Annotated in this window: 13 protein-coding genes; 11 read left to right on the forward strand and 2 right to left on the reverse strand. The window is 72.5% G+C overall.

What is annotated here, in order from left to right:
* Window positions 1–5: 5 nt before the first annotated feature.
* Window positions 6–2,828, forward strand: a complete 2,823-nt coding sequence (locus ABZ893_RS16910; RefSeq protein WP_361403442.1) for an SUKH-4 family immunity protein — start codon at window positions 6–8, stop codon at window positions 2,826–2,828.
* 264 nt (window positions 2,829–3,092) lie between these two features.
* The gene (locus tag ABZ893_RS16915; RefSeq protein WP_361403445.1) at window positions 3,093–3,989 is read left to right on the forward strand and encodes a cellulose-binding protein; all 897 of its coding nucleotides are present in this window, start codon (window positions 3,093–3,095) and stop codon (window positions 3,987–3,989) included.
* Window positions 3,990–4,319: 330 nt separating this feature from the next.
* Here the strand turns inward: ABZ893_RS16915 and ABZ893_RS16920 are convergent, their stop codons facing one another.
* A complete protein-coding gene (locus ABZ893_RS16920; RefSeq protein WP_361403448.1) occupies window positions 4,320–5,897 on the reverse strand; it encodes an MDR family MFS transporter in 1,578 nt (525 codons plus the stop codon).
* A 343-nt stretch (window positions 5,898–6,240) separates the two neighbouring features.
* Here ABZ893_RS16920 and ABZ893_RS16925 point away from each other — a divergent pair, with 343 nt between their 5' ends.
* The 4 genes from ABZ893_RS16925 (at window position 6,241) to ABZ893_RS16940 (ending at window position 14,304) form a co-directional block, all read left to right on the forward strand.
* Window positions 6,241–7,029, forward strand: coding sequence for an ABC transporter ATP-binding protein (locus tag ABZ893_RS16925; RefSeq protein ID WP_361403451.1), 789 nt, complete (start codon window positions 6,241–6,243; stop codon window positions 7,027–7,029).
* A gap of 47 nt (window positions 7,030–7,076) precedes the next feature.
* Complete coding sequence (locus ABZ893_RS16930; protein ID WP_361403454.1) at window positions 7,077–9,632, forward strand: FtsX-like permease family protein; 2,556 nt, start codon at window positions 7,077–7,079, stop codon at window positions 9,630–9,632.
* A gap of 210 nt (window positions 9,633–9,842) precedes the next feature.
* Window positions 9,843–13,373, forward strand: coding sequence for a transcription-repair coupling factor (mfd, locus tag ABZ893_RS16935; RefSeq protein WP_361403457.1), 3,531 nt, complete (start codon window positions 9,843–9,845; stop codon window positions 13,371–13,373).
* A gap of 205 nt (window positions 13,374–13,578) precedes the next feature.
* Entirely contained in the window at window positions 13,579–14,304 is a 726-nt protein-coding gene (locus ABZ893_RS16940; protein WP_361403600.1) for an HNH endonuclease family protein, read from the forward strand.
* 106 nt (window positions 14,305–14,410) lie between these two features.
* Here ABZ893_RS16940 and ABZ893_RS16945 read toward each other — a convergent pair whose 3' ends face one another.
* The gene (locus ABZ893_RS16945) at window positions 14,411–15,193 is read right to left on the reverse strand and encodes a hypothetical protein (RefSeq protein WP_361403461.1); all 783 of its coding nucleotides are present in this window, start codon (window positions 15,191–15,193) and stop codon (window positions 14,411–14,413) included.
* A gap of 177 nt (window positions 15,194–15,370) precedes the next feature.
* Between ABZ893_RS16945 and ABZ893_RS16950 the strand changes: the two genes are divergently transcribed.
* The 5 genes from ABZ893_RS16950 (at window position 15,371) to ABZ893_RS16970 (ending at window position 21,703) form a co-directional block, all read left to right on the forward strand.
* Window positions 15,371–17,497, forward strand: a complete 2,127-nt coding sequence (locus ABZ893_RS16950; RefSeq protein WP_361403464.1) for an N-6 DNA methylase — start codon at window positions 15,371–15,373, stop codon at window positions 17,495–17,497.
* A gap of 124 nt (window positions 17,498–17,621) precedes the next feature.
* A complete protein-coding gene (locus ABZ893_RS16955; protein ID WP_361403466.1) occupies window positions 17,622–18,266 on the forward strand; it encodes a hypothetical protein in 645 nt (214 codons plus the stop codon).
* A 50-nt stretch (window positions 18,267–18,316) separates the two neighbouring features.
* Window positions 18,317–19,807 (forward strand): protein kinase, encoded by a 1,491-nt coding sequence (locus ABZ893_RS16960; RefSeq protein ID WP_361403603.1) that lies wholly within the window; start codon window positions 18,317–18,319, stop codon window positions 19,805–19,807.
* A 146-nt stretch (window positions 19,808–19,953) separates the two neighbouring features.
* Complete coding sequence (locus tag ABZ893_RS16965; protein WP_361403469.1) at window positions 19,954–20,661, forward strand: SurA N-terminal domain-containing protein; 708 nt, start codon at window positions 19,954–19,956, stop codon at window positions 20,659–20,661.
* Between the two features lie 34 nt (window positions 20,662–20,695).
* Complete coding sequence (locus tag ABZ893_RS16970; protein ID WP_361403472.1) at window positions 20,696–21,703, forward strand: nucleoside triphosphate pyrophosphohydrolase; 1,008 nt, start codon at window positions 20,696–20,698, stop codon at window positions 21,701–21,703.
* The last annotated feature ends 49 nt before the right edge of the window (window positions 21,704–21,752 follow it).

Consider the following 21,752-nt stretch of genomic DNA (forward strand, 5'->3'; position numbering starts at 1 on the left):
GTCCGATGGTGACGTTCGCGCAGGCGCAGGAGCGCGCCGAAGAGTGGATCAACGGGGATGTGCCTGGCTACCAGCACCGTGAGGTGCGGGTGCGGGAGTTCGAGCTGGGGTTCGTGGTGTGGGCCGAGGACCGCGAGGGCGGTCCGGTGTCCGACGGCGGGCGCCAGCGGCTCGTCATCGCGCGCGACAGCGGTGACGCCACGCTGTGGCCGGGACTGCCGGTGGGTGAGGTGATCCGGCGGTACGAGGAGGAGTACGGGCAGCCTGCCGCCTCGCCGGCGCCGGCGGAGGCTCCGCCCGAGCGGGTTGATCTCAATCAGACGTCCTTCCTGTTGAGCCCGCCTGAGTGGCTCCAGGAGGCGGCGGACAAGCTGGGGATTCCGGACCGTAGGGGGGAGAGCGCCCCGACGGGGGCTGCTGCTTCTGGGGCGGCTTCGTCTGCTGCGGCTTCGGCTTCTTCGGGTTCGTTTTCTTCGGGTTCGGCTTCTTCGGAGGCTTCTTCTCCGGAGGTCGTGGCGGCTTCTGGCGGTGGCGGTGACAGTGGGGCTGCTCCGTGGCCCGCTTCGCCCGCTGCTCCTGTCGGGGCCACCCCGTGGGCCGGTACGGACACCAACGCCGGTGAGGAAGAGGACCGTTCGGTCCAGCTGCCCGCGACCGTGTTCGCGCCTCCGCTGGCCGACAGCGGCCCGCCCGTCACGCCGCCCGAGGCCAAGACCGCGCTGATGTCGGGCGGCAGTCAGCTTCCGAGTACGGCTGTTGCTCCGGCCATAAAGCCGGCCACGCCTCAGACTCCGCCGACCGGCGCGCAGCCGACGCCTCTGCCCGGTGTTCCGCAGACTCCGCCGCCGGGTGCGCCGGACGCGTACGGGTATCCGCAGGGTCCCGGTACGCCTCCGCCGCCGGCCGGTGCCGATGTGCCGCCGGTGCCGGGTGCACCCGATGCGTACGGGTACCCGCAGGGGCCGGGTACTCCGGCTTCCGGTGTCAACGTGCCGCCGGTGCCCGGGAGTTCGGGGGCCGGCGTGCCGGGGACTCCGGCGCAGGGTGTGCCGGCCGCCGCCGGGCTGGACGCTTCCGGGCGGCCGCTCGCCCCCGGTGCCGGGGACATCGCCGACGCCGCGACCAGCAAGGCGCAGGGTCCGCCGCGCGGTGCTTCGCGCGGGGGCGGTTCGACGACTCCGCCGCCGCCCGGCGCGCCCGGTACTCCCGGTGCGCGGCCTCCGGCTCCCGGCGCTCCCGGTGCTCCGGCCGGTGGTTACGTGGCGACGCAGCTCGTCTCGCAGCTCCCCGACGGGCCTGACGTCCCGCCCGCGCCGGGTGCCACGCCGCCCGGCGGTGTGCACCACGCCGCGACCATGCTCGCGCCCGGCACCATGGGTGGCCCTGGTGCGCCCAAGCCGCCCGGCGCGCCCGGGACTCCGGGGGCGCCTCAGCCTCCCGGTCCGCCCGGAGCGCCTGGTGCGGGTGCGCCGATGCCGCCGGGTGCGCCCGGTACGCCGCAGCCTCCCGGTCCGCCTGGGGCTCCTGGTACGCCGCCCGGTGGTGTGCACGCGGCCGCGACGATGCTGGCCGGTCCGGGCCAGGTCGGTCCCGGTACGCCGCCTCCGCCGGCGGCACCCGGCGCGCCCGGTATGCCTGGGGCTCCCGGCGCACCCGGTGCGCCCGGCACCCCGCCCGGTGGTGTGCACGCCGCCGCGACCATGCTCGCCGGGCCCGGACAGGTCGGTCCCGGTATGCCGCCGCCCCCGCCGCCGCAGGCGCCCGGCGGTATGCCGATGCCGCCGCCCATGCCCGGTCAGCAGGTTCCGGGCGGGCCGCCCCCCGCCGCGTACGGGTATCCGCAGCCCACCGGTCAGCCGACCGTCGGGCCCGGGTACCAGGCTGTGCTGCGTTACCGCGCGCCCGACGGGTCCGAGCAGCAGCTCATCCGCCGCTCGGCGCCCGGTACTCCGCACCCCGAGTGGCAGATCTTCCACGAGCTGCGCGGCATGAACATCCCGCCGGACCAGGTTCTGGAGCTGCACACGGAGCTGGAGTCCTGCGAGCTGCCGGGTGCGTACTGCGCCCGCATGATCCGTGAGCAGTGGCCGCAGGCCCGGATCACGTCCATCGCCCCGTACGGCCGCGACCATGCCTCGCGTCAGCAGGGTATGCAGCAACTCATTGCGCACCAGGGCGAGTTGCACCAGGTCGCCGACGGGCCGGCGCGGCTCGCGCCGGTACGGGCTCCGCTGCCGCCCGCCCAGCCCATGCCGCCGGTTCCGCCGGAGGCGATCGGGCAGGAGCTGGCCGCGGCCTTCGGGCCCGGTGTGTACCGGTTCGACCAGCGGTCCGTGTCCCGGCAGGGCGTGCCGGACATCGTGGCGCACACCCTCGTCGTCGCGGGTCTGCCCGCCGACTTCGGGCCGTTCTTCTGGGCGCAGGCCCAGCCGGGCCGCCCGGTGCCGACGCTCGCCGAGCTGGCGCAGGAGCGGGGGGTGCAGCCCGCGTCGGATGCGGGGTCGTACCTCGTGATGGGCAGCGACTTCGGGCGTGCCGTCTGTGTCCAGTACGGCACGGCGAACATCGTGACCGTGCCGGTCGAGGCCGGGCCGGGTGGCGCTCCCGTGCCGCCGCAGTTCGTGAACACGGGGCTGCCCGAGTTCGCGCGCAGCCTGGCCGTGCTCGGCAGGATGTGGCCGCTGCGGTTCGGGCTCAACCAGGAGCAGGCGGGCCGCTGGACCGTCGACTTCCAGGCGCAGCTGGCCGCCGTCGACCCGGCGGCACTCGCGTCGCCGGAGGGCTGGTGGTCGGTGCTGCTCGAGCAGATGTGGGACGGGCTGCTGTAACGCGTACGTGAGCACGGAGAGGGGCGTGCGGCCGTATCGGTCGCGCGCCTCTTTTCCGGCGGGCGCCGCTGGTTGTGGAGGTGCCGTGTGACGTCGCTCGCGGATGGGTAACCGATTCCGGCTTTCGGCAGAATTTGACGCATCCTTGTCGGGAGGTTGGGCGGAGTGTCGCGTTATGAGCACTTCGGACCGACGTCATCGACGTGATCGACGTGATTTGACGCGTGCCGGGCCGGAGAGCCGGAATCCAGAGGGGAATTCAGGATGAGTAGCGGTGCATCGGTGTCGCCCCAGGGCTTCGTGTTGGGACGGGGCCGCGGCTACCACCCCGAGCAGGTGGACGCCAAGGCCGCCGAGCTGTTCCGGGACCGCGACGACGCCCATGAGCGCGCCGCCCTGCTGGCCGCCCAGGTGGCGGACCTCGAGGCCGAGGCGGAGCGCCTGCGGCTGGCCGTCGGGGGGCTCGCCCCGCAGGAGTACGAGTCCCTGACTCCGCGCGCCCGCGCGCTCTTCGCCCTCGTGCAGGACGAGGTCGAGGCGGTGGGGACTGGTGCGGCGGATGCCGTCCGGCGGATCGGGGAGGACGGGGACGCGGCGGCGCAGGCCGTACGTGACGCTGCGCGCGCCGACGCCGACGCCGTACTGGCCGCGGCGGAGAAGGCCGCCGACGAGCGGGTGGGCGCGGACACGGCCACGGCGGACGGGATCCGTGCGACGGCGCGTGACGTTGCCTCGGAGCAGCGGTCGGATGCGCTGGCCGGGCTCTACGCCATGAGGAAGCGGACGGCTGCGACGCTCGCCGGCCAGGAGAAGGACCACGCCGAGCGGCGGGCCGAGGCCGAGCGGGAGATGGACGCGCGCGAGGCCGCGGCGGACGCGCGCGACGCGGAACGCACGGAGCAGGCCGAGGGGCGTCTCTCGGAGGCGCGGCGCACGTACGCCGACACGGAGGAAGCCGCCCGCCACGGCCAGGAGGACGCGGAGGCGGGCGCGGCGGACCTCCTCGCGGAGGCGAACCGCCACGAGGAGCGCGTCAACCGCGAAACGGAACGCATCCTGCGCGAACACGCCGAACAGAGCGATGAGCTCCGCGCCCACATGGAACACGTCCGCAGCACACTGGCCGCGCTGACGGGGCGGTCTATTACGGGCGAGGAGTAGGGGAGTAGGAGTCTTAGGGGGCTCGCTCGGTTACGGGGGATTCGTCGGGGGCCGGTCGGTTACGGGGGAGTCCGTTGGGGGTGCGTTCCTGGTGGAGCGCCGCCGGTGCTGGGGGCTGAACCGGCGGGTGGTCTGACGGCTTGCCGGGGCAGTCGTCGCCGGCGGGATGGCGGGGGCGCTTCGTGCGGAGTCGGGCCGGCGGCTTCGCGGCGCTCGCGGCGCGCGGTCTCGCGGGCAGCACTCCGTAGGCGCTCAGGGCATGGCCCTGCGGCGGCGGCTTCCGCCCTCAACCAACTCGTGCCCTCAACTCGCGCCCTCGCCACGCGGCCCTCACCCTCGCGGCGTCGTGGCCCCGTCCTCCCGCGGGCGTGACCCCGTAGCGTCCGGTTCCGGCGCCGGTTCCTGGTCGAGTGCCGGGAAGCGGCGTGGGGCCAAGGTCAGGAGGATGATCAGGGCGAGGGCTGCCGCGCCCGCCGCGCCTACGTAGACCGCGTCCACCGCCGTTGCCACCGCGTGGCGCAGGCGGTCCGGGTCTGCGATCGACGTCGGGTTCTCCAGGGCCTTCGCCACCGCGTCCAGTGAGCCCGCGCCGCCCAAGCGCCGCGCCAGGACCGTGTTGGCCACCGCTCCGAACAGGGCCGCGCCCAGTGTCTGGCCGATCTGGCGGCAGAACAGGACCGAGGCCGTCGTCGTGCCGCGTTCCGCCCAGCCCACCGTCGACTGGACCCCGACGATCAGCGGGAGTTGGAAGAGGCCGAGTGCCGCGCCCAGCGCCAGCATGATCAGCGCGGGCTGCCACGCGGCGCCCGGGTAGGGGAGGAGCGGGAAGGCCAGGAGGATCAGGACGGCCGCCGTGATGCCTACCACCGCCGTGTTGCGGAAGCCTATTCGGCGGTAGACGTGCTGGCTCATCGCCGCCGAGACCGGCCAGCTCAGCGTCATCGCGGACAGGACGAAGCCCGCCGCCATCGGAGCGAGGCCCAGGACGGCCTGCGCGTACGTCGGGACGAACACCGTCGGCGCCACCATCAGGAGGCCCAGCGCGCCGAGTGCGAGGTTCACCGCCGCGATCGTGCGGCGGCGCCAGACCCAGCCCGGGATGATCGGTTCGGCGGCGCGCCGCTCGACGGCGACCACGACCCCGATGAGCGCAATTCCCGTACCGAACAAGGCGATTGACGGCGTCGACAGCCAGTCCCACGCGACGCCGCCCTGGACCAGGGCCGTCAGCAGGACGCCGCCGCACGCGAACACGGCGAGTGCGCCGGCCCAGTCGATGGGGGCGCGCGGGCCCTTCTCCCGTACGGGCTCGTGGAGTTGGCGGGCGACGAGCCAGAGGGCGAGGGCGCCGACGGGGAGGTTGATGAGGAAGATCCAGCGCCAGCCCGCGCCGGAGGCGAGCAGGCCGCCGAGTGCGGGGCCCGCGACGGACGAGGTCGCCCACACCGTGGAGAGCCTGGCCTGTATGCGGGGGCGCTCCTTGAGCGGGTAGAGGTCGGCGGCCAGCGTCTGGACCGTGCCCTGGATGGCGCCGCCGCCCAGGCCCTGGACGACGCGGAACGCGATGAGCGCGCCCATGTTCCAGGAGGCCGCGCACAGCGTCGAGCCGAGGAGGAAGAGGACGGTGCCGCCGATGAGTACGGGCTTGCGGCCGAACGTGTCGGACAGCTTGCCGTAGACCGGCAGGGTGACGGTGACGGCGAGCAGGTAGCCGGAGAAGAGCCAGGAGAAGACGGAGAAGCCGCCGAGGTCGCCGACGATCTGCGGGACGGCGGTGGAGACGATGGTGGAGTCGAGGGCCACCACTGCCATGGAGAGCATCAGGGCGGCGACCACTGCGCCCCGCCGCCGGTTCGCGTTCGCTCCTGTGCCCGTACTCGTACTCGCTTGCGATGCCGCCCCGCCCACCGGATTCCTTCCCCCTGCATCTATCTCACCCTCGACACCTTCTCACTTGCACCTGCCGCAGCGGCAGGGTGCAGAGTGACTGCGCCCAGAGGTGGACCAACCCCTAGACCCCACTCCACCGGCGGGTGGACCTCCCCTAGGGGGACCTCCGTATCAGGGATCGGGGGCGGTTCGTACTCGTGGAGGACGAGAGGGGAGGGGGGTTCTTCCTACCGTCGAGGGGTGGGGTTTTCCCCCGGGAAAGACGGCGACTTCCACCAGCGCGCCAGGGGCCCCGCGTCACCAGACTCTGACGTACACCGCATCCGCTCACTCAGACTCGTTCAGGAAGAGGAGACGTACCGTGACAACGGCTGTGACCATTCCCCGGCACGGAGGTACTGGAGGGCAGGCGGCCGTTGCCGCGCGGGCGCGGCAGGTCGTCAAGGCCTACGGCTCGGGCGAGACGCGCGTCGTCGCCCTCGACCAGGTCGACGTGGACATCGCCCGCGGTGAGTTCACCGCGATCATGGGCCCCTCGGGGTCCGGCAAGTCCACGCTCATGCACTGCCTGGCCGGGCTCGACAACGTGACGTCCGGGCAGATCTACCTGGACGACACCGAGATCACCGGCCTCAAGGACAAGAAGCTCACGCGGCTGCGCCGGGACCGGATCGGCTTCGTCTTCCAGGCGTTCAACCTGCTGCCGACGCTGAACGCCCTGGAGAACATCACGCTCCCCATGGACATCGCGGGCCGCAAGCCGGACAAGGAGTGGCTGGAGCGCGTCGTACGGACGGTCGGCCTCGCGGAGCGCCTGAAGCACCGGCCCACCGAGCTGTCCGGCGGCCAGCAGCAGCGCGTCGCAGTGGCCCGCGCCCTCGCCGCCCGGCCGGAGATCATCTTCGGCGACGAGCCGACCGGCAACCTGGACTCGCGCGCCGGCGCCGAGATCCTCGGCTTCCTGCGGCAGTCCGTCGACGAGCTGGGCCAGACCATCGTGATGGTCACCCACGACCCGGTCGCCGCGTCGTACGCGGACCGGGTGCTCTACCTCGCGGACGGCCGCATCGTCGACGAGATGCTCCGCCCCACGGCCGAGTCCGTCCTCGACCGCATGAAGGACTTCGACGCGCGGGGCCGCACGTCATGAGTGCGCGTACGGGTGCCCGGACGACTTCCCGGGTGAGTGGCAACACCATGTTGAAGACCTCCCTGCGCAACTTCTTCGCGCACAAGGGGCGTATGGCGCTCTCCGCCGTCGCCGTGCTGCTGTCGGTGGCGTTCGTGTGCGGCACGCTCGTCTTCACGGACACGATGGACACGACGTTCGACAAGCTCTTCGCGGCGACGTCGTCGGACGTGACTGTCAGTCCGAAGGACGCGCAGGCCGAGAACAGCGACACCGGGCGGCCCGAGTCGATGCCGGCCTCCGCCGTCGCCCGGGTCGCGCGGGCCGAGGGCGTCAAGTCGGCCGAGGGCGCGGTCAGTTCGATGGACGTGACCGTCGTGAACGCGGCCGACAAGAACATGGGGTCCGAGAACGGCGCCCCCACTATCGCGGGCAACTGGACCCGTAACGACCTGCGGTCCATGAAGATCAGCTCGGGTCACGCCCCGCGCGGGCCCACCGAGGTCATGGTCGACTCCAACACCGCCGACAAGCACCACCTGAAGCTCGGCGACGAGCTGCGCACCATCGCGGCCACCGGTGACTTCAGAGCGCGGATCGTCGGCATCGCCTCCTTCACAGTGACCAATCCGGGGGCGGCCGTCGTCTTCTTCGACACGGCCACCGCGCAGCGTGAACTCCTGGGCAGCGCAGGGCAGTTCACGCAGATCAACGTCACAGCCGACGCCGGTGTCAGTGACGCCCAGCTCAAGAAGAACGTCGCGGCGTCCCTCGACGGGCCGTACAAGTTCCAGACGCAGAAGGAGACGGCGGACGCCAACCGCAAGGACGTCGGCTCCTTCATGGACGTCATCAAGTACGCCATGCTCGGCTTCGCCGGGATCGCGTTCCTCGTCGGCATCTTCCTGATCATCAATACGTTCTCGATGCTGGTCGCCCAGCGCACCCGCGAGATCGGCCTGATGCGGGCGATCGGGTCGAGCCGTAAGCAGGTCAACCGGTCGGTGCTTGTGGAGGCGCTGCTGCTCGGTGTCGTCGGGTCGGTCGTCGGGGTCGGCGCGGGCGTGGGGCTCGCCGTCGGTCTGATGAAGCTGATGTCGTCCATGGGCATGGACCTGTCCACGGACGACCTGACGATCCGGTGGACGACGCCGGTGACCGGGCTGCTTCTCGGCATCGTCGTGACCGTCCTCGCCGCGTACGTACCGGCCCGCCGCGCGGGCAAGGTGTCGCCGATGGCCGCGCTCAGGGACGCGGGCACCCCCGCCGACGTCAAGGCGGGACTGGTGCGTGGCCTGATCGGGATCGTCCTCACGGCGGGCGGCGGCTTCGCGCTCTACACGGCGACGCAGGCGGCGAAGGCGAGCGAGGGGTCCCTGTGGCTGGGCGTCGGCATCGTCGCCACGCTCGTCGGGTTCGTGGTGGTCGGGCCGCTGCTCGCGGGGGGCGTGGTCCGCGTGATCAGCGTCGTACTGCTGCGGATGTTCGGCCCTGTCGGCCGCATGGCGGAGCGGAACGCGCTGCGCAACCCGCGCCGCACCGGCGCCACCGGCGCGGCCCTGATGATCGGCCTCGCGCTCGTGGCCTGCCTGTCCGTCGTCGGCTCCTCGATGGTCGCCTCGGCCACGAGCGAGCTCGACAAGTCGGTCGGCGCCGACTTCATCGTCCAGGGGCAGAACGGCCTGAAGCCCCAGGCCGCCGAGGCCCTGAAGGAGGCGCCGTACGTCTCCCGCGTCACCGAGGTCAAGTTCGTGAAGGCGACGCTGACCACGCCGGGCGGAGTGAAGGAGGAGGAGGGCCTGGTCGCCGCGACCCCGTCGTACGCGCAGGACCTGCGGCGCGAGACGACCGCCGGTGAGCTGTCGGCGGCGTACGGGAAGGACGCGATGTCGGTCGGCTCGGCGTTCGCCGGGAAGAACCACCTCAAGGTCGGCGACACGATGAGCGTCGCCTTCGACCACGGCCGCACGGCCCGCCTGCGGATCGCGGCGATCACCTCGGACGACACCACGTTCGACAAGGGCGCGATGTACGTGAACCTCGCGACCGCCGAACGGTACGTGCCGGCGGACCGGCTGCCGCTGAACGGGATGATGTTCGCCAAGGCGCAGCCCGGCAAGGCCGACCAGGCGTACAAGGCGCTGAAGTCCGCGGTCGCCGCCGACCCGACGGTCCACGTCAAGGACCAGACCGACTACAAGAAGACCCTCAGGGACCAGATCGGCCAGCTCCTCAACATGATCTACGGGCTGCTCGCCCTCGCGATCATCGTGGCGATCCTGGGCGTCGTGAACACGCTGGCCCTGTCGGTCGTCGAGCGGACCCGCGAGATCGGCCTGATGCGTGCCATCGGCCTCTCCCGCCGCCAGCTGCGCCGCATGATCCGCCTGGAGTCGGTGGTCATCGCCCTCTTCGGCGCGCTCCTGGGCCTCGGCCTCGGCATGGGCTGGGGCGCGACGGCCCAGAAACTCCTCGCCCTGGAGGGCCTGGACGTCCTCCAGATCCCCTGGACGACCATCCTCACGGTCTTCGCCGGCTCGGCCTTCGTGGGCCTGTTCGCAGCCTTGATCCCGGCGTTCCGGGCGGGGCGGATGAATGTGCTGGGGGCGATCGCTACGGAGTAGGCCGGGGGTGAACGGGGACGGCGGCCCCGGAGCGTCGAGCACGGACGCTCCGAGGCCGCCGTGCGTGCGGGCGACGGGCTGCCGCACGTCAGCGGGACCGCGGAAGATCCGCACGCGGGTGTCCGTGGCGCGTCGTAGTCTGGAAGCCCCCCGGCCCGTTCGACGTGTCGGGCGCATCGCGTTGCCCACTCTCCGGGATGGAAGACCTTCATGAGCCTGCACGGTCTGCTGGACGCCGTCGTACGAGACTCCGCGCTCGCCGAAGCGGTGAAGGCCGCCGGTGACGGGAACCGCCCGCACGTGGACCTGGTCGGACCGCCCGCCGCGCGGCCCTTCGCCGTGGCGGGCCTCGCGCGGGAGACCGGCCGGACCGTGCTCGCCGTGACGGCGACCGGGCGTGAGGCCGAGGACCTGGCCGCCGCCCTGCGCTCGCTGCTCCCGCCGGACGGCGTCGTCGAGTACCCCTCCTGGGAGACGCTGCCGCACGAGCGGCTCTCCCCGCGCTCCGACACCGTGGGCCGCCGCCTCGCCGTCCTGCGCCGCCTCGCCCACCCCCGCAGCGACGACCCCGAGACCGGCCCGGTCTCCGTCGTCGTCGCGCCCGTCAGGTCGGTGCTCCAGCCGCAGGTCAAGGGGCTCGGCGACCTGGAGCCCGTGGCGCTGCGCACCGGGCAGAGCGCCGACCTGAACGAGACGGTCGAAGCGCTCGCGGCGGCCGCGTACGCCCGGGTCGAACTCGTCGAGAAGCGCGGCGAGTTCGCCGTGCGCGGCGGCATCCTCGACGTCTTCCCGCCGACCGAGGAGCACCCGCTCCGCGTCGAGTTCTGGGGCGACGACGTCGAGGAGATCCGCTACTTCAAGGTCGCGGACCAGAGGTCCCTCGAGGTCGCCGAGCACGGCCTGTGGGCGCCGCCCTGCCGCGAGCTCCTGCTCACCGATTCCGTACGCGAGCGGGCCGCCGCCCTCGCCGAGGAGCACCCTGAGCTGGGCGAACTCCTCGGCAAGATCGCGGAGGGCATCGCCGTAGAAGGCATGGAATCCCTCGCTCCTGTCCTCGTCGACGACATGGAGCTGCTGCTCGACGTCCTGCCCGAGGGCTCCATGGCGGTCGTCTGCGACCCGGAGCGGGTGCGCACGCGCGCCTCCGACCTCGTCGCCACGTCGCAGGAGTTCCTCCAGGCGTCGTGGGCGGCGACCGCGGGCGGCGGTGAGGCCCCGATCGACGTGGACGCGGCGTCCCTGTGGTCCATCGCCGACGTCCGGGACCGGGCGCGCGAGCTGGACATGATGTGGTGGTCGGTCTCGCCTTTCGCGGCTGACGAAGAGCTTGGGTCGGACACCCTGAAGCTCGGGATGCACGCCCCCGAGTCGTACCGGGGCGACACCGCGCGGGCGCTCGCCGACACCAAGGGCTGGCTGTCCGACGGCTGGCGCACGGTCTACGTCACCGAGGCGCACGGCCCCGCCACCCGCACCGTCGAGGTGCTCGGCGGCGAGGGCATCGCGGCCCGCCTCGACCAGCAGCTGACCGAGCTGACCCCGTCGGTCGTGCAGGTCTCCTGCGGCTCCATCGACTACGGCTTCGTGGACCCTGCCCTCAGGCTCGCGGTCCTCACCGAGACCGACCTGACCGGCCAGAAGGCCGCCGGCAAGGACGGCCAGCGGATGCCGGCCCGCCGCCGCAAGACCATCGACCCGCTCACCCTCGAATCCGGCGACTACATCGTCCACGAGCAGCACGGCGTGGGCCGCTACATCGAGATGGTCCAGCGCGTGGTGCAGGGCGCCACCCGCGAGTACCTCGTCGTCGAGTACGCCCCCGCCAAGCGCGGCCAGCCCGGCGACCGCCTCTACATCCCCACCGACCAGCTGGAGCAGATCACCAAGTACGTCGGCGGCGAGGCCCCGACCCTGCACCGGCTCGGCGGCGCCGACTGGACCAAGACGAAGGCGCGCGCCAAGAAGGCCGTCAAGGAGATCGCCGCCGACCTCATCAAGCTGTACTCGGCGCGCATGGCGGCCCCCGGCCACTCCTTCGGCCCGGACACCCCCTGGCAGCGCGAGCTGGAGGACGCGTTCCCGTACGCGGAGACCCCCGACCAGCTCACGACGATCGCCGAGGTCAAGGAGGACATGGAGAAGACGGTCCCGATGGACCGGCTGATCTGCGGCGACGTGGGTTACGGCAAGACGGAGATCGCGGTGCGCGCCGCGTTCAAGGCCGTCCAGGACGGCAAGCAGGTCGCCGTACTCGTGCCGACGACCCTCCTCGTGCAGCAGCACTTCGGGACGTTCTCCGAGCGCTACCAGCAGTTCCCCGTGAAGGTACGGGCGCTGTCGCGCTTCCAGACGGACACCGAGTCGAAGGCGACCCTGGAGGGCCTGCGCGACGGGGCCGTGGACATCGTCATCGGCACGCACCGGCTGTTCTCGTCCGAGACGAAGTTCAAGGACCTGGGCCTGGTCATCGTCGACGAGGAGCAGCGCTTCGGTGTCGAGCACAAGGAGCAGCTGAAGAAGCTCCGGGCCAACGTGGACGTGCTGACGATGTCCGCGACCCCCATCCCCCGTACGCTCGAAATGGCCGTCACCGGCATCCGTGAGATGTCGACGATCACGACGCCGCCCGAGGAGCGCCACCCGGTCCTCACGTTCGTCGGCCCGTACGAGGAGAAGCAGATCGGCGCGGCCGTGCGCCGTGAACTGCTGCGCGAGGGCCAGGTCTTCTACATCCACAACCGCGTCGAGTCCATCGACCGCGCGGCGGCCCGGCTGCGCGACATCATCCCCGAGGCGCGTATCGCGACGGCCCACGGCCAGATGTCCGAACAGGCCCTGGAACAGGTCGTCGTGGACTTCTGGGAGAAGAAGTTCGACGTCCTCGTCTCGACGACGATCGTCGAGTCCGGCATCGACATCTCGAACGCCAACACCCTCATCGTCGAGCGCGGCGACAACTTCGGCCTGTCGCAGCTCCACCAGCTGCGCGGCCGTGTGGGGCGTGGGCGTGAGCGGGGTTACGCGTACTTCCTGTACCCGCCGGAGAAGCCGCTGACGGAGACCGCGCACGAGCGTCTCGCCACCATCGCCCAGCACACGGAGATGGGCGCGGGCATGTACGTCGCGATGAAGGACCTGGAGATCCGCGGCGCGGGCAACCTGCTCGGCGGCGAGCAGTCCGGACACATCGCGGGCGTCGGCTTCGACCTCTACGTCCGTATGGTCGGCGAGGCCGTCGCCGACTACCGGGCCTCGCTCGAAGGCGGCGTCGAGGAGGAGCCGCCGCTCGAGGTCAAGATCGAGCTGCCGGTCGACGCGCACGTCCCGCACGACTACGCGCCCGGCGAGCGGCTCAGGCTCCAGGCCTACCGTGCCATCGCCTCCGCCAACACGGAGGCCGACGTCAAGGCGGTCCGCGAGGAACTCACCGACCGCTACGGCAAGCTGCCCGAACCCGTCGAGAACCTGCTGCTCGTCGCGGGACTTCGCATGTTCGCGCGGGCCTGCGGGGTCGGCGAGATCGTCCTTCAGGGCAACAACATCCGCTTCGCGCCCGTGGAGCTGAGGGAGTCGCAGGAGCTGCGGCTCAAGCGGCTCTACCCGGGCACGGTCATCAAGGCGGCGGCGCACCAGGTGCTCGTGCCGCGCCCCAAGACCGCGAAGGTGGGCGGCAAGCCGCTCGTCGGACGCGAACTGCTCGGCTGGGTGGGCGAGTTCCTGACGTCGATCCTGGGGTCGTAGACGGCGGTCTGCCCTGGGGCCGTAGACGGCGGTCGGCCCTGGCGCGGTGGGCGGTCGGGCCCGGGGTCGTAGGACCGGTCCGCTCTTCAGTTGTGGAAGCGGAGGCGTCCGGCGCCTCCGCTCGCTTCCCTGTGAGTCCCCGTCAACGGGGCGTTGACCCGGTACGGTGACACCCGAACCGGAAGAGCAGGGGGGAAGCGTCGTGATGCGAGGCGCCGGGCGGGCAGCCGTCACCGTCGTACTGGTGGCCGTGGCCGCCGCCGGATGCACCGTGGAGCAGCGGGGCGGCTCCGGATCGGGCTCAGGTTCCGGGCCGGAGGGCAAGGCGGGCAGCGCGCTCGCCGCCGTCGACTCGCTGACCGTCAAGGGGCGGGCGCCCAAGACGGGCTACGCGAGGGAACGGTTCGGCAGCGCCTGGGCCGACACCGACTCGAACGGCTGCGACACCCGGGACGACATCCTCAAGCGGGATCTGACGGACGTGAAGTTCCGCGGCGGCGACTGCACTGTGGCGTCGGGGAGGCTCACGTCCGACCCGTACACCGGCCGGGAGATCACCTTCACGCGCGGGCGCAGCCAGATCGACATCGACCACCTCGTGGCGCTGTCCGACGCCTGGCAGAAGGGTGCCCAGCAGTGGAACCCGAGCAAGCGCATCGCCCTCGCCAACGACCCGCTCAACCTCCTCGCGGTCGACGCCGGCCCCAACCGCAGCAAGGGCGAGGGCGACACCTCGACCTGGCTGCCGCCCCAGAAGGGGTACCGGTGCACGTATGTCGCCGGGCAGGTCGCCGTGAAGACGAAGTACGGGCTGTGGGTGACGGCCGCCGAACGGGACGCCATGAAGCGGGTGTTGTCGGACTGCCCCGACCAGGCACTGCCCAAGGGCGGCAACCCGACGGAGGCGCCTTCGCGCTTCCACGCCCGCTGACGGAGCGCTCCGCTCGGGAGCGGGGCGGGGCGGGCGGGCCGCGAGGGGCGCGCGCCGGGAGCTGATTCGCGCTGAGCCAGGAGCCAGCGGGCCCGGTCCCCGCGCGTCAGCTCCCCATCTTGTCCAGGTCGACCACGTCCTTGTCCGCCGGAGCCTTGGCGTTCACCGGTCTGTCGTAGCCCGAGAACGTGAGTGAACTCGGCTCCTTGGCGGACTTCGTGACGAGCTTCAGCAGATACGGCTTGCCCTCCGTCGCCACGTAGATCGTGTAGTCGTCCTTGCCGTCGCTCTCGGTGAGGGTGAACGCGGGCGTGCCGTCGACCGTCGTCGCCTTGCCCTTGCGGGCGACGTTGTCGTTGCTGCGGAACTCGGCGAGCAGCGTGCCGAGGTCGCAGAAGTCCGTCATCTCCTTGCTGTCGGGGCTGTCCGCCTTCGACTTCATCCAGCGCCCGGCGAGCATCTTCACGACGGCCTCGGTGTCGGCCTTGGACTCGCCCTTGGACTGGGCGCGCAGGAACTTCTCGTCCGACTTGAGATACAGGGTCGGGCCCGTCTTTATGAGGTCGACGTTCCCCTGCCCCGCCATGCCCAGCGAGCCCTTGCACTCGCCCCGTCTGTCGAGGGAGACGTCGAGCGCGATCTGCCCGCCGTCGCCGTCCGGGGCGCTCCCCTTCACGGTGAGGGACGAGGCGCTGCGAGTGGCCTCCATCGCCTTGTTGACGATCTGAGGTCCTGACAGGTCAGCGAAGGGGGCGGCCGATTTCTCGCTCGCGCCCTTCGCTGAGGCCGGCTTGTCGCTCGCGCCGTCAGCGGTACCCCCCGGCCCGCACGCGGTAAGCGTGGCGACGGCGACGACGGCGCCCAGCGCGATCTTGTTCTTCATGCCCATGGTGGATCCCCCCACAGAAGGCTCTCGTTCCGATAGGTCAATGAGAACATCGCCTGTGAACCGAGTCAACACCGTTTACGTGTCCAAGTGTTTACACGGGCGTGAATGGGGGGCTTACGCGTGCGCGGGTATGCTCGGCGCCACGTTCATGCGGGGGAGCCGAGGGGAGCACGGCGAGTGCAGGACCACGCGACAGAAGTGACCGCGGCCGGGATCGCGCGGCTCGCCGGGGTCGGCCGTGCCGCCGTCAGCAACTGGCGCCGCCGCCACCCCGACTTCCCCAAGCCCGTCGGCGGCACCGAGACCAGCCCTTCCTTCGCCCTCGCCGACGTCGAGAACTGGCTGCGCGACCAGGGCAAACTTGCCGAAGTGCCACTGCGCGAACGGGTCTGGCAGCAGCTCGCCGGACACCCCGCGGGCCCCGCCGTCGCCCTCCTGCACGCGGGCTGCGCCCTGCTCCTCGTCCACGACCGGCCCACCGACTGGCTCGACCTCGCCGCCCTCTCCGACGAGCAGCTGGCCGCGCGCCTCCCGGCCGCCCTGGACGACGTACTCACGCGCCGCTTCGGCCCGCCGGACGTGCGCGCGGTGCACCTCGACGGCGTCGGGACCGGCGCCGGGTCCACGCCCACCACCCCGCTCGCCCCCTCCGTCCCGCTCCTGCGCGGCGCCGCCGAACTCGCCGCCGAGCTGGGCGCCCGTCAGACGTACGAGTTCCTGCTCGGCCGGCATCTCGACGCCAACCCGCGCCAGTACACCCTCACCCCCGCCGGCCCCGCCGAACTCATGGCCGCGCTCGCCGGGCCCGCCCGCACCGTCCTCGACCCGGCCTGCGGCACCGGCGCCCTCCTGCGCGCCGTCCGCGACCTCGACGCGGGGCCCGACCGGCACCTCTACGGCCAGGACAGCGCCCCCGAACTCGCCGCCCTCACCGCGCTCCGCCTCGCCCTCGGCTCCGTGAGCGGCGACGGCGCCACCGTGCGCACGGCCGCCGGTGACACCCTGCGCGCCGACGCGTTCCCCGACGTCCGCGCCGACGCCGTCCTCGCCCACCCCCCGTTCAACGAACGCAACTGGGGCCACGACGAACTCGCCTACGACGCCCGCTGGGAGTACGGGTTCCCGGCCCGCACCGAGTCCGAACTCGCCTGGATCCAGCACGCGTTGGCCCGCCTGCGCGACGGCGGCACCGCAGTCCTGCTGATGCCGCCCGCCGCCGCGTCCCGCCGCTCCGGCCGCCGTATCCGCGCCGACCTGCTGCGCCGGGGCGCCCTGCGCGCGGTGATCGCGCTGCCCGCCGGATCGGTCCCGCCCAACAACATCCCGCTGCACCTGTGGGTCCTGCGCAGGCCCGGCGCGGGCACGCCACCGGCACCGGAACTGCTCCTCGTGGAGACGACCGGCGGCGCCCCCGCCGGACCCGGCGACGGACGCGACCGGCTGCCCTGGGAGCAGGTGCGGCAGACCGTGCTCGACGCCTGGCGCACCTTCGACCGCGACGGCACCCTCGACGAACGGCCGGGCATCGCCCGCTCCGTGCCCGTCATCGAACTGCTCGACGACGAGGTGGACCTCGCGCCCGCGCGCCGGCTGCCGCCCCCGGCCGAGGGCGGCGGCGTCGAACAGCTGGCCGACGTACGGGACCGCCTGGGCGACACCCTGCGGCGCACCGCCGACCGCACCCCCGACGGCCCGCACCCCGCCGACGCCCCACCCCGCTGGCCCCTCACCACGGTCGGCGAACTCGCCCGCGCGGGCACGCTGTTGCTGCGGACGGCGACGGCGACGGCGACGACTGCGGCTACGGTCACCCCCTCGACCGACACCCGCATCCCCGTCCTCACCGACCACGACGTCCTCGCCGGAACCGCACCCTCCGGCACACTCCAGAGCGGCGACGAGGAACCCGTACTCGTCGAGACCGGCGACGTGGTCGTCCCGCCGGCCGGCGGCGGTGCTGTCGTCCGCGTCGTCGACGAGGCCACCGCGGGTGCCGCGCTCGGCCGCGGCCTCACCCTGCTGCGCCCGAACCGGGCCGCTCTCGACCCCTGGTTCCTCGCCGGGTTCCTGCGCGGCACCGCCAACCACCGGCAGGCCAGCAGCTACGCGTCCACCGCCACCCGGCTCGACGTGCGCCGCCTCCAACTGCCGCGCCTGCCACTGGCCGACCAGCACCGCTACGGCGAACGCTTCCGCGCCCTGGCCGAGTTCGAGGACTCCCTGCGCCAGGCCGCCCGCCTAGGCGAACAGCTCGTGCGCGGCCTGCACGACGGACTCACGGACGGCACGCTCGGCCCCGGGTGACGTGTCCGGTACCGGTCCCACTACGGTTCCGTACAACCCAGGGCCCGTTGTCGGAGTCGGCCTATACGCTCGACACACACGTAGGACCCGAAGGACCCGTCAGCAGGAGCGAGCAGGAGCGGCCATGTACGGCAACGGCTACATGCCACCGCCACCACGCCCGTCGGAGGCCGGGCGGATCGTGCTGCGCGTCGTGTTCGTGGCGATGGCCGTGCTGAGCATGGGATTCCTGGCGTGGACGGCGCTGCTCAGCCTCGCGCTGACGACCCGTACCCGGACCCACTGGATCGTCTTCGGGTCCGTCGCCGCGCTCCAGGCGGGCACGTTCGCGCTGCTCGCCAGCGACCCCGGGGAGAGCGAGTTCACGACCTGGCGGGGCAACGGCGGCATGACGATCATGATGCTCACGCTCGCCGGGGTCGTCACGTACTACCTCATCGCCGACATCCGCCACAGCCGCAGGAAGCGCGCCGCGTACTACGGCGGCGGGTACGCGAAGGCGAGCCAGGTCCCGAACCCGTTCGGGCAGCAGCCCCCGCTCACCGGCGGGCCCGTGTACGGCTACCCGCAGGGGCGCTACGCTCCCACGCCGCCGCCCACGACGACGCCCGTCCACGCGCAGCCCACGCAGACCGCCGGTCCCGCGCCGACCCCCACCCCCATACCCGGCCCCATGAACCAGCCGCCGCAGGCCCACCGCATCGACCAGGTCCGCGCCGAGCTCGACGAACTCAGTGACTACCTGCGAAAGCAGGAAGGCGGACGGTGACCCAGGCCCCGAACACCGGCGGCGGACAGCTCGTCGCCGGACGGTACGAGCTGTCCACCCTCATCGGCCAGGGCGGCATGGGCCAGGTCTGGACGGCGTACGACCAGCGGCTCGACCGGCGCGTCGCCGTGAAGCTGCTGCGCCCCGACCGCGTCGCGGGCCAGGAGGCCGACGAGCTGCGCCGACGCTTCGTCCGCGAGTGCCGCGTCACCGCCCAGGTCGACCACCCCGGCCTCGTCACCGTCCACGACGCGGGCACCCAGGGCGAGGACCTCTACCTCGTCATGCAGTACGTCGACGGCGCCGACCTCTCGGACCACCTCGCCGAGCACGACCCGTACCCCTGGCAGTGGGCCGTCTCCGTCGCCGCCCAGCTGTGCGCCGTCCTGTGCGCGGTGCACGCCGTGCCGATCGTGCACCGCGACCTCAAGCCGCGGAACGTGATGATCAAGCAGGACGGCACCGTCACCGTCCTCGACCTCGGCGTCGCCTCCGTCCTCGACACCGACACCACGCGCCTCACCCACACCGGCTCGCCCATCGGCAGCCCCGCCTACATGGCCCCCGAACAGGCCATGGGCGGCGCCGTCGGCCCGTACACCGACCTCTACGCACTCGGCGTACTCCTGCACGAACTCCTCAGCGGGGACGTGCCGTTCGCCGGTTCCACCGCGCTCGGCGTCCTGCACCGGCACCTCTACGAGCCGCCGATCCCGGTCCGCCGGCTGCGCCCCGAGGTCCCCGAACCCCTCGAAGCGCTCGTCCTGCGCCTGCTCGCCAAGGACCCCCAGCACCGCCCGGCCTCCGCCCAGGAGACGTACGAGGCGCTGCTCCCGCTGCTGCCCGCGCGCGGCACCCCGACCGGCGGGCCCCTCGACCCCACCCGCCCGTTCCTGCGCCCGCACGCCCCCTGGCCCGACCGCGCCCGCACTCCCGCGCCCCAGGCCGCCGCCCCGACGCCCCACACCGACCAGGGCAAGGCCGACGTCGTCGGCGCCGTCGACGAGGTCAAGCGGCTCCTCGGCGAAGGCCGGATCACACAGGCCGTCGACATCCTCGGCGCGATCCTGCCCGCCGCCGCGGCCCAGCACGGCGAGCACTCACCCGTCGTCCGCACCCTCCGCAAGCAGTACGCCGCCACGCTCATGGACGACGGCCAGTACCGCCGCGCGCTCCCCGAGCTGCGCCGCCTCGCCGAGGAGCGCGCCGCGGAGGCCGGCCAGGCCGACCCCCAGGCCCTCCAGTTCCGCTACGAAGCAGCCCAGTGCCTGGAACAGCTCGGCGAACCGGCCGCCGCACTGGCCGAATACCGCGCCCTGCTCCCCTATTACGAGAACCAGTACGCGACCACGGACCTCACCCTGCCCCTCGAAGTGCGGCGCCGCACCGGCCACTTGCTGCTCGCCCTCGGCGACCGCGCCGCCGCCCACGACACCCTCGTACGCCTGCTGCACGACTCCGAGCGCCTCCAGGGACCCGGGCATCCGTTCCCGGCCGAAATCCGCCGCACGCTGCAGTGGCTCGGGCAGGTCCGGGGCTGACCCGCGAGCGGCCGTGCGCGGGAGAGTGCCCCAACTCCCGGCGAATCGTTGGGCCGAATAGCTGGCCGAGAGCACGGCCACTGCCTAACATCGATCACCGCCGGACTTTGTGCACCGACGCACAAACTCGTCGCAGGGAGGCAACCTTGCACCGCCGCAACAGCCGCCGCAACAGCCGCCGCACCAGCCGCCGCACCGCGCTCGCCCTCTCCTCCGCCGCCCTAGTCGCGGTCCCCCTCCTCACCGCCTGCGGCAACGAGGCGCCGCACCCCGGCGCCGCGGCCGTCGTCGGCAGCGAACGCATCACCGTCTCCCAGCTCCAGGTCCGGGTGAACGAGGTGCGCGCCGCCCAGCGGGCCGCGACCGGGAACGGCCGGCAGTACGAGCAGGCCATCGCCAAGTCCGGCGGCCTCACCCGCTCCACCCTCAACTCGATGGTCTTCGACCGCGTCCTGCACCAGGCCGCGACCGACGCGGGGATCGGCATCACCCGCAAGCAGATCCAGGACCACGAGGCCGAGATGGCGCGGCAGGCCGGCGGCGCCAAGCAGCTGCGGCTCGCCCTGCTCCAGCAGTACAACGTCGCGCCCCAGCGCGTCGACGAGATGTCGCGCACCGACCTGGAGGTGCTGGCGCTCGGCAAGCAGGTCGGCGCCGACATGCAGTCCCAGAACCCGGCCGACCAGGCCCCCTTCTGGAAGGCCCTCGACCAGGCCTCCAAGAAGCTGAACGTCGACCTGAACCCGCGCTACGGCACCTGGGACATCGCCAAGGCACGCGGCCGCGCCGACGCGAAGACCCCGTGGGTGCGCGAGGTCACGGCCGCGGGAGCCGAGGGCAAGCAGCCCATGTAGGGGAGCGGCGGGCGGCCTGGGTTACGTTCGAGACGTGAACGCCGAGAACGCACCCGCCGCCGAGCCCGCCGTCCCCACCGGCCGCATCGTCCTGCTCACCACCAGCCACCGCGTCGCGCCCGGCCTGCTGTCCTGGCCGGCCTGGCAGCTCCTGCGCGCCGCCGACCAGGTGCTGTGCGCCGACGCCGGCCACCCGCAGCTGCCGTATCTGCGGGAAGCGGGCATCGAGGTCGGGCAGGCGGCGCCCACTGCCCGCGAGCTGGTCGAGGCCTGCGCGGACGGCGGCCGCACGATCGTCGTCCTCGCCACCGCCGAGGGCGACCGGCGCCTCACCGACGGCCTCGCCACCCTCGCCGGCTCGGGCCGCGTCGCGATGCCCGACCTCGAACTGCTCCCGGCCTCCTACGACCTGCCCGGCGCCCGCCTCCTCGACCTCGTCCAGGTCATGGACCGCATCCGCCGCGAATGCCCCTGGTCGTCGCAGCAGACCCACAAGGGCCTGGCGAAGTACGCGATCGAGGAGGCGTACGAACTCGTCGAGGCGATCGAGGACGGCGACCGGGACGAGCTGCGCGAGGAGCTGGGGGACGTCCTCCTCCAGGTCGTGTTCCACGCCCGCATCGCCGAGGAGGCCTCCGGTGAGGAAGGGGACGAGCCGTTCTCCGTCGACGACGTCGCGGGCGGCATCGTCGAGAAGCTCATCCACCGCCACCCGCACGTCTTCGGCGACGACACCGCCCTCACCCCGGAAGAGGTGAAGAAGCACTGGCTGCGCACGAAGGCCGTGGAGAAGCAGCGCGAATCCGTCACGGACGGCGTCCCGGTGGGCCAGCCCGGCCTGGCCCTCGCGGCGAAGCTCGGCTCCCGCGCCCGCACGGCCGGCCTCGACGTCCGGATCCCGTCGGGCGAGGGCGTCGGCTACGAACTCCTGACGCTGGCGCTGCGTGCCGAGGCGGACGGGGTGGACCCGGAGGCAGCACTGCGCGCGGCGGCCCGGGCGTACAGGGACGCGATCCGGGGGGCGGAGGGGCTCGACCGGTAAACGAGGTGCCGTGGGGAGCGGGCGTCGGAGTGGGCGCCCGTCCCCTATA

Source organism: Streptomyces sp. NPDC046821, from assembly GCF_040645335.1.
Classification (GTDB): Bacteria; Actinomycetota; Actinomycetes; order Streptomycetales; family Streptomycetaceae; genus Streptomyces.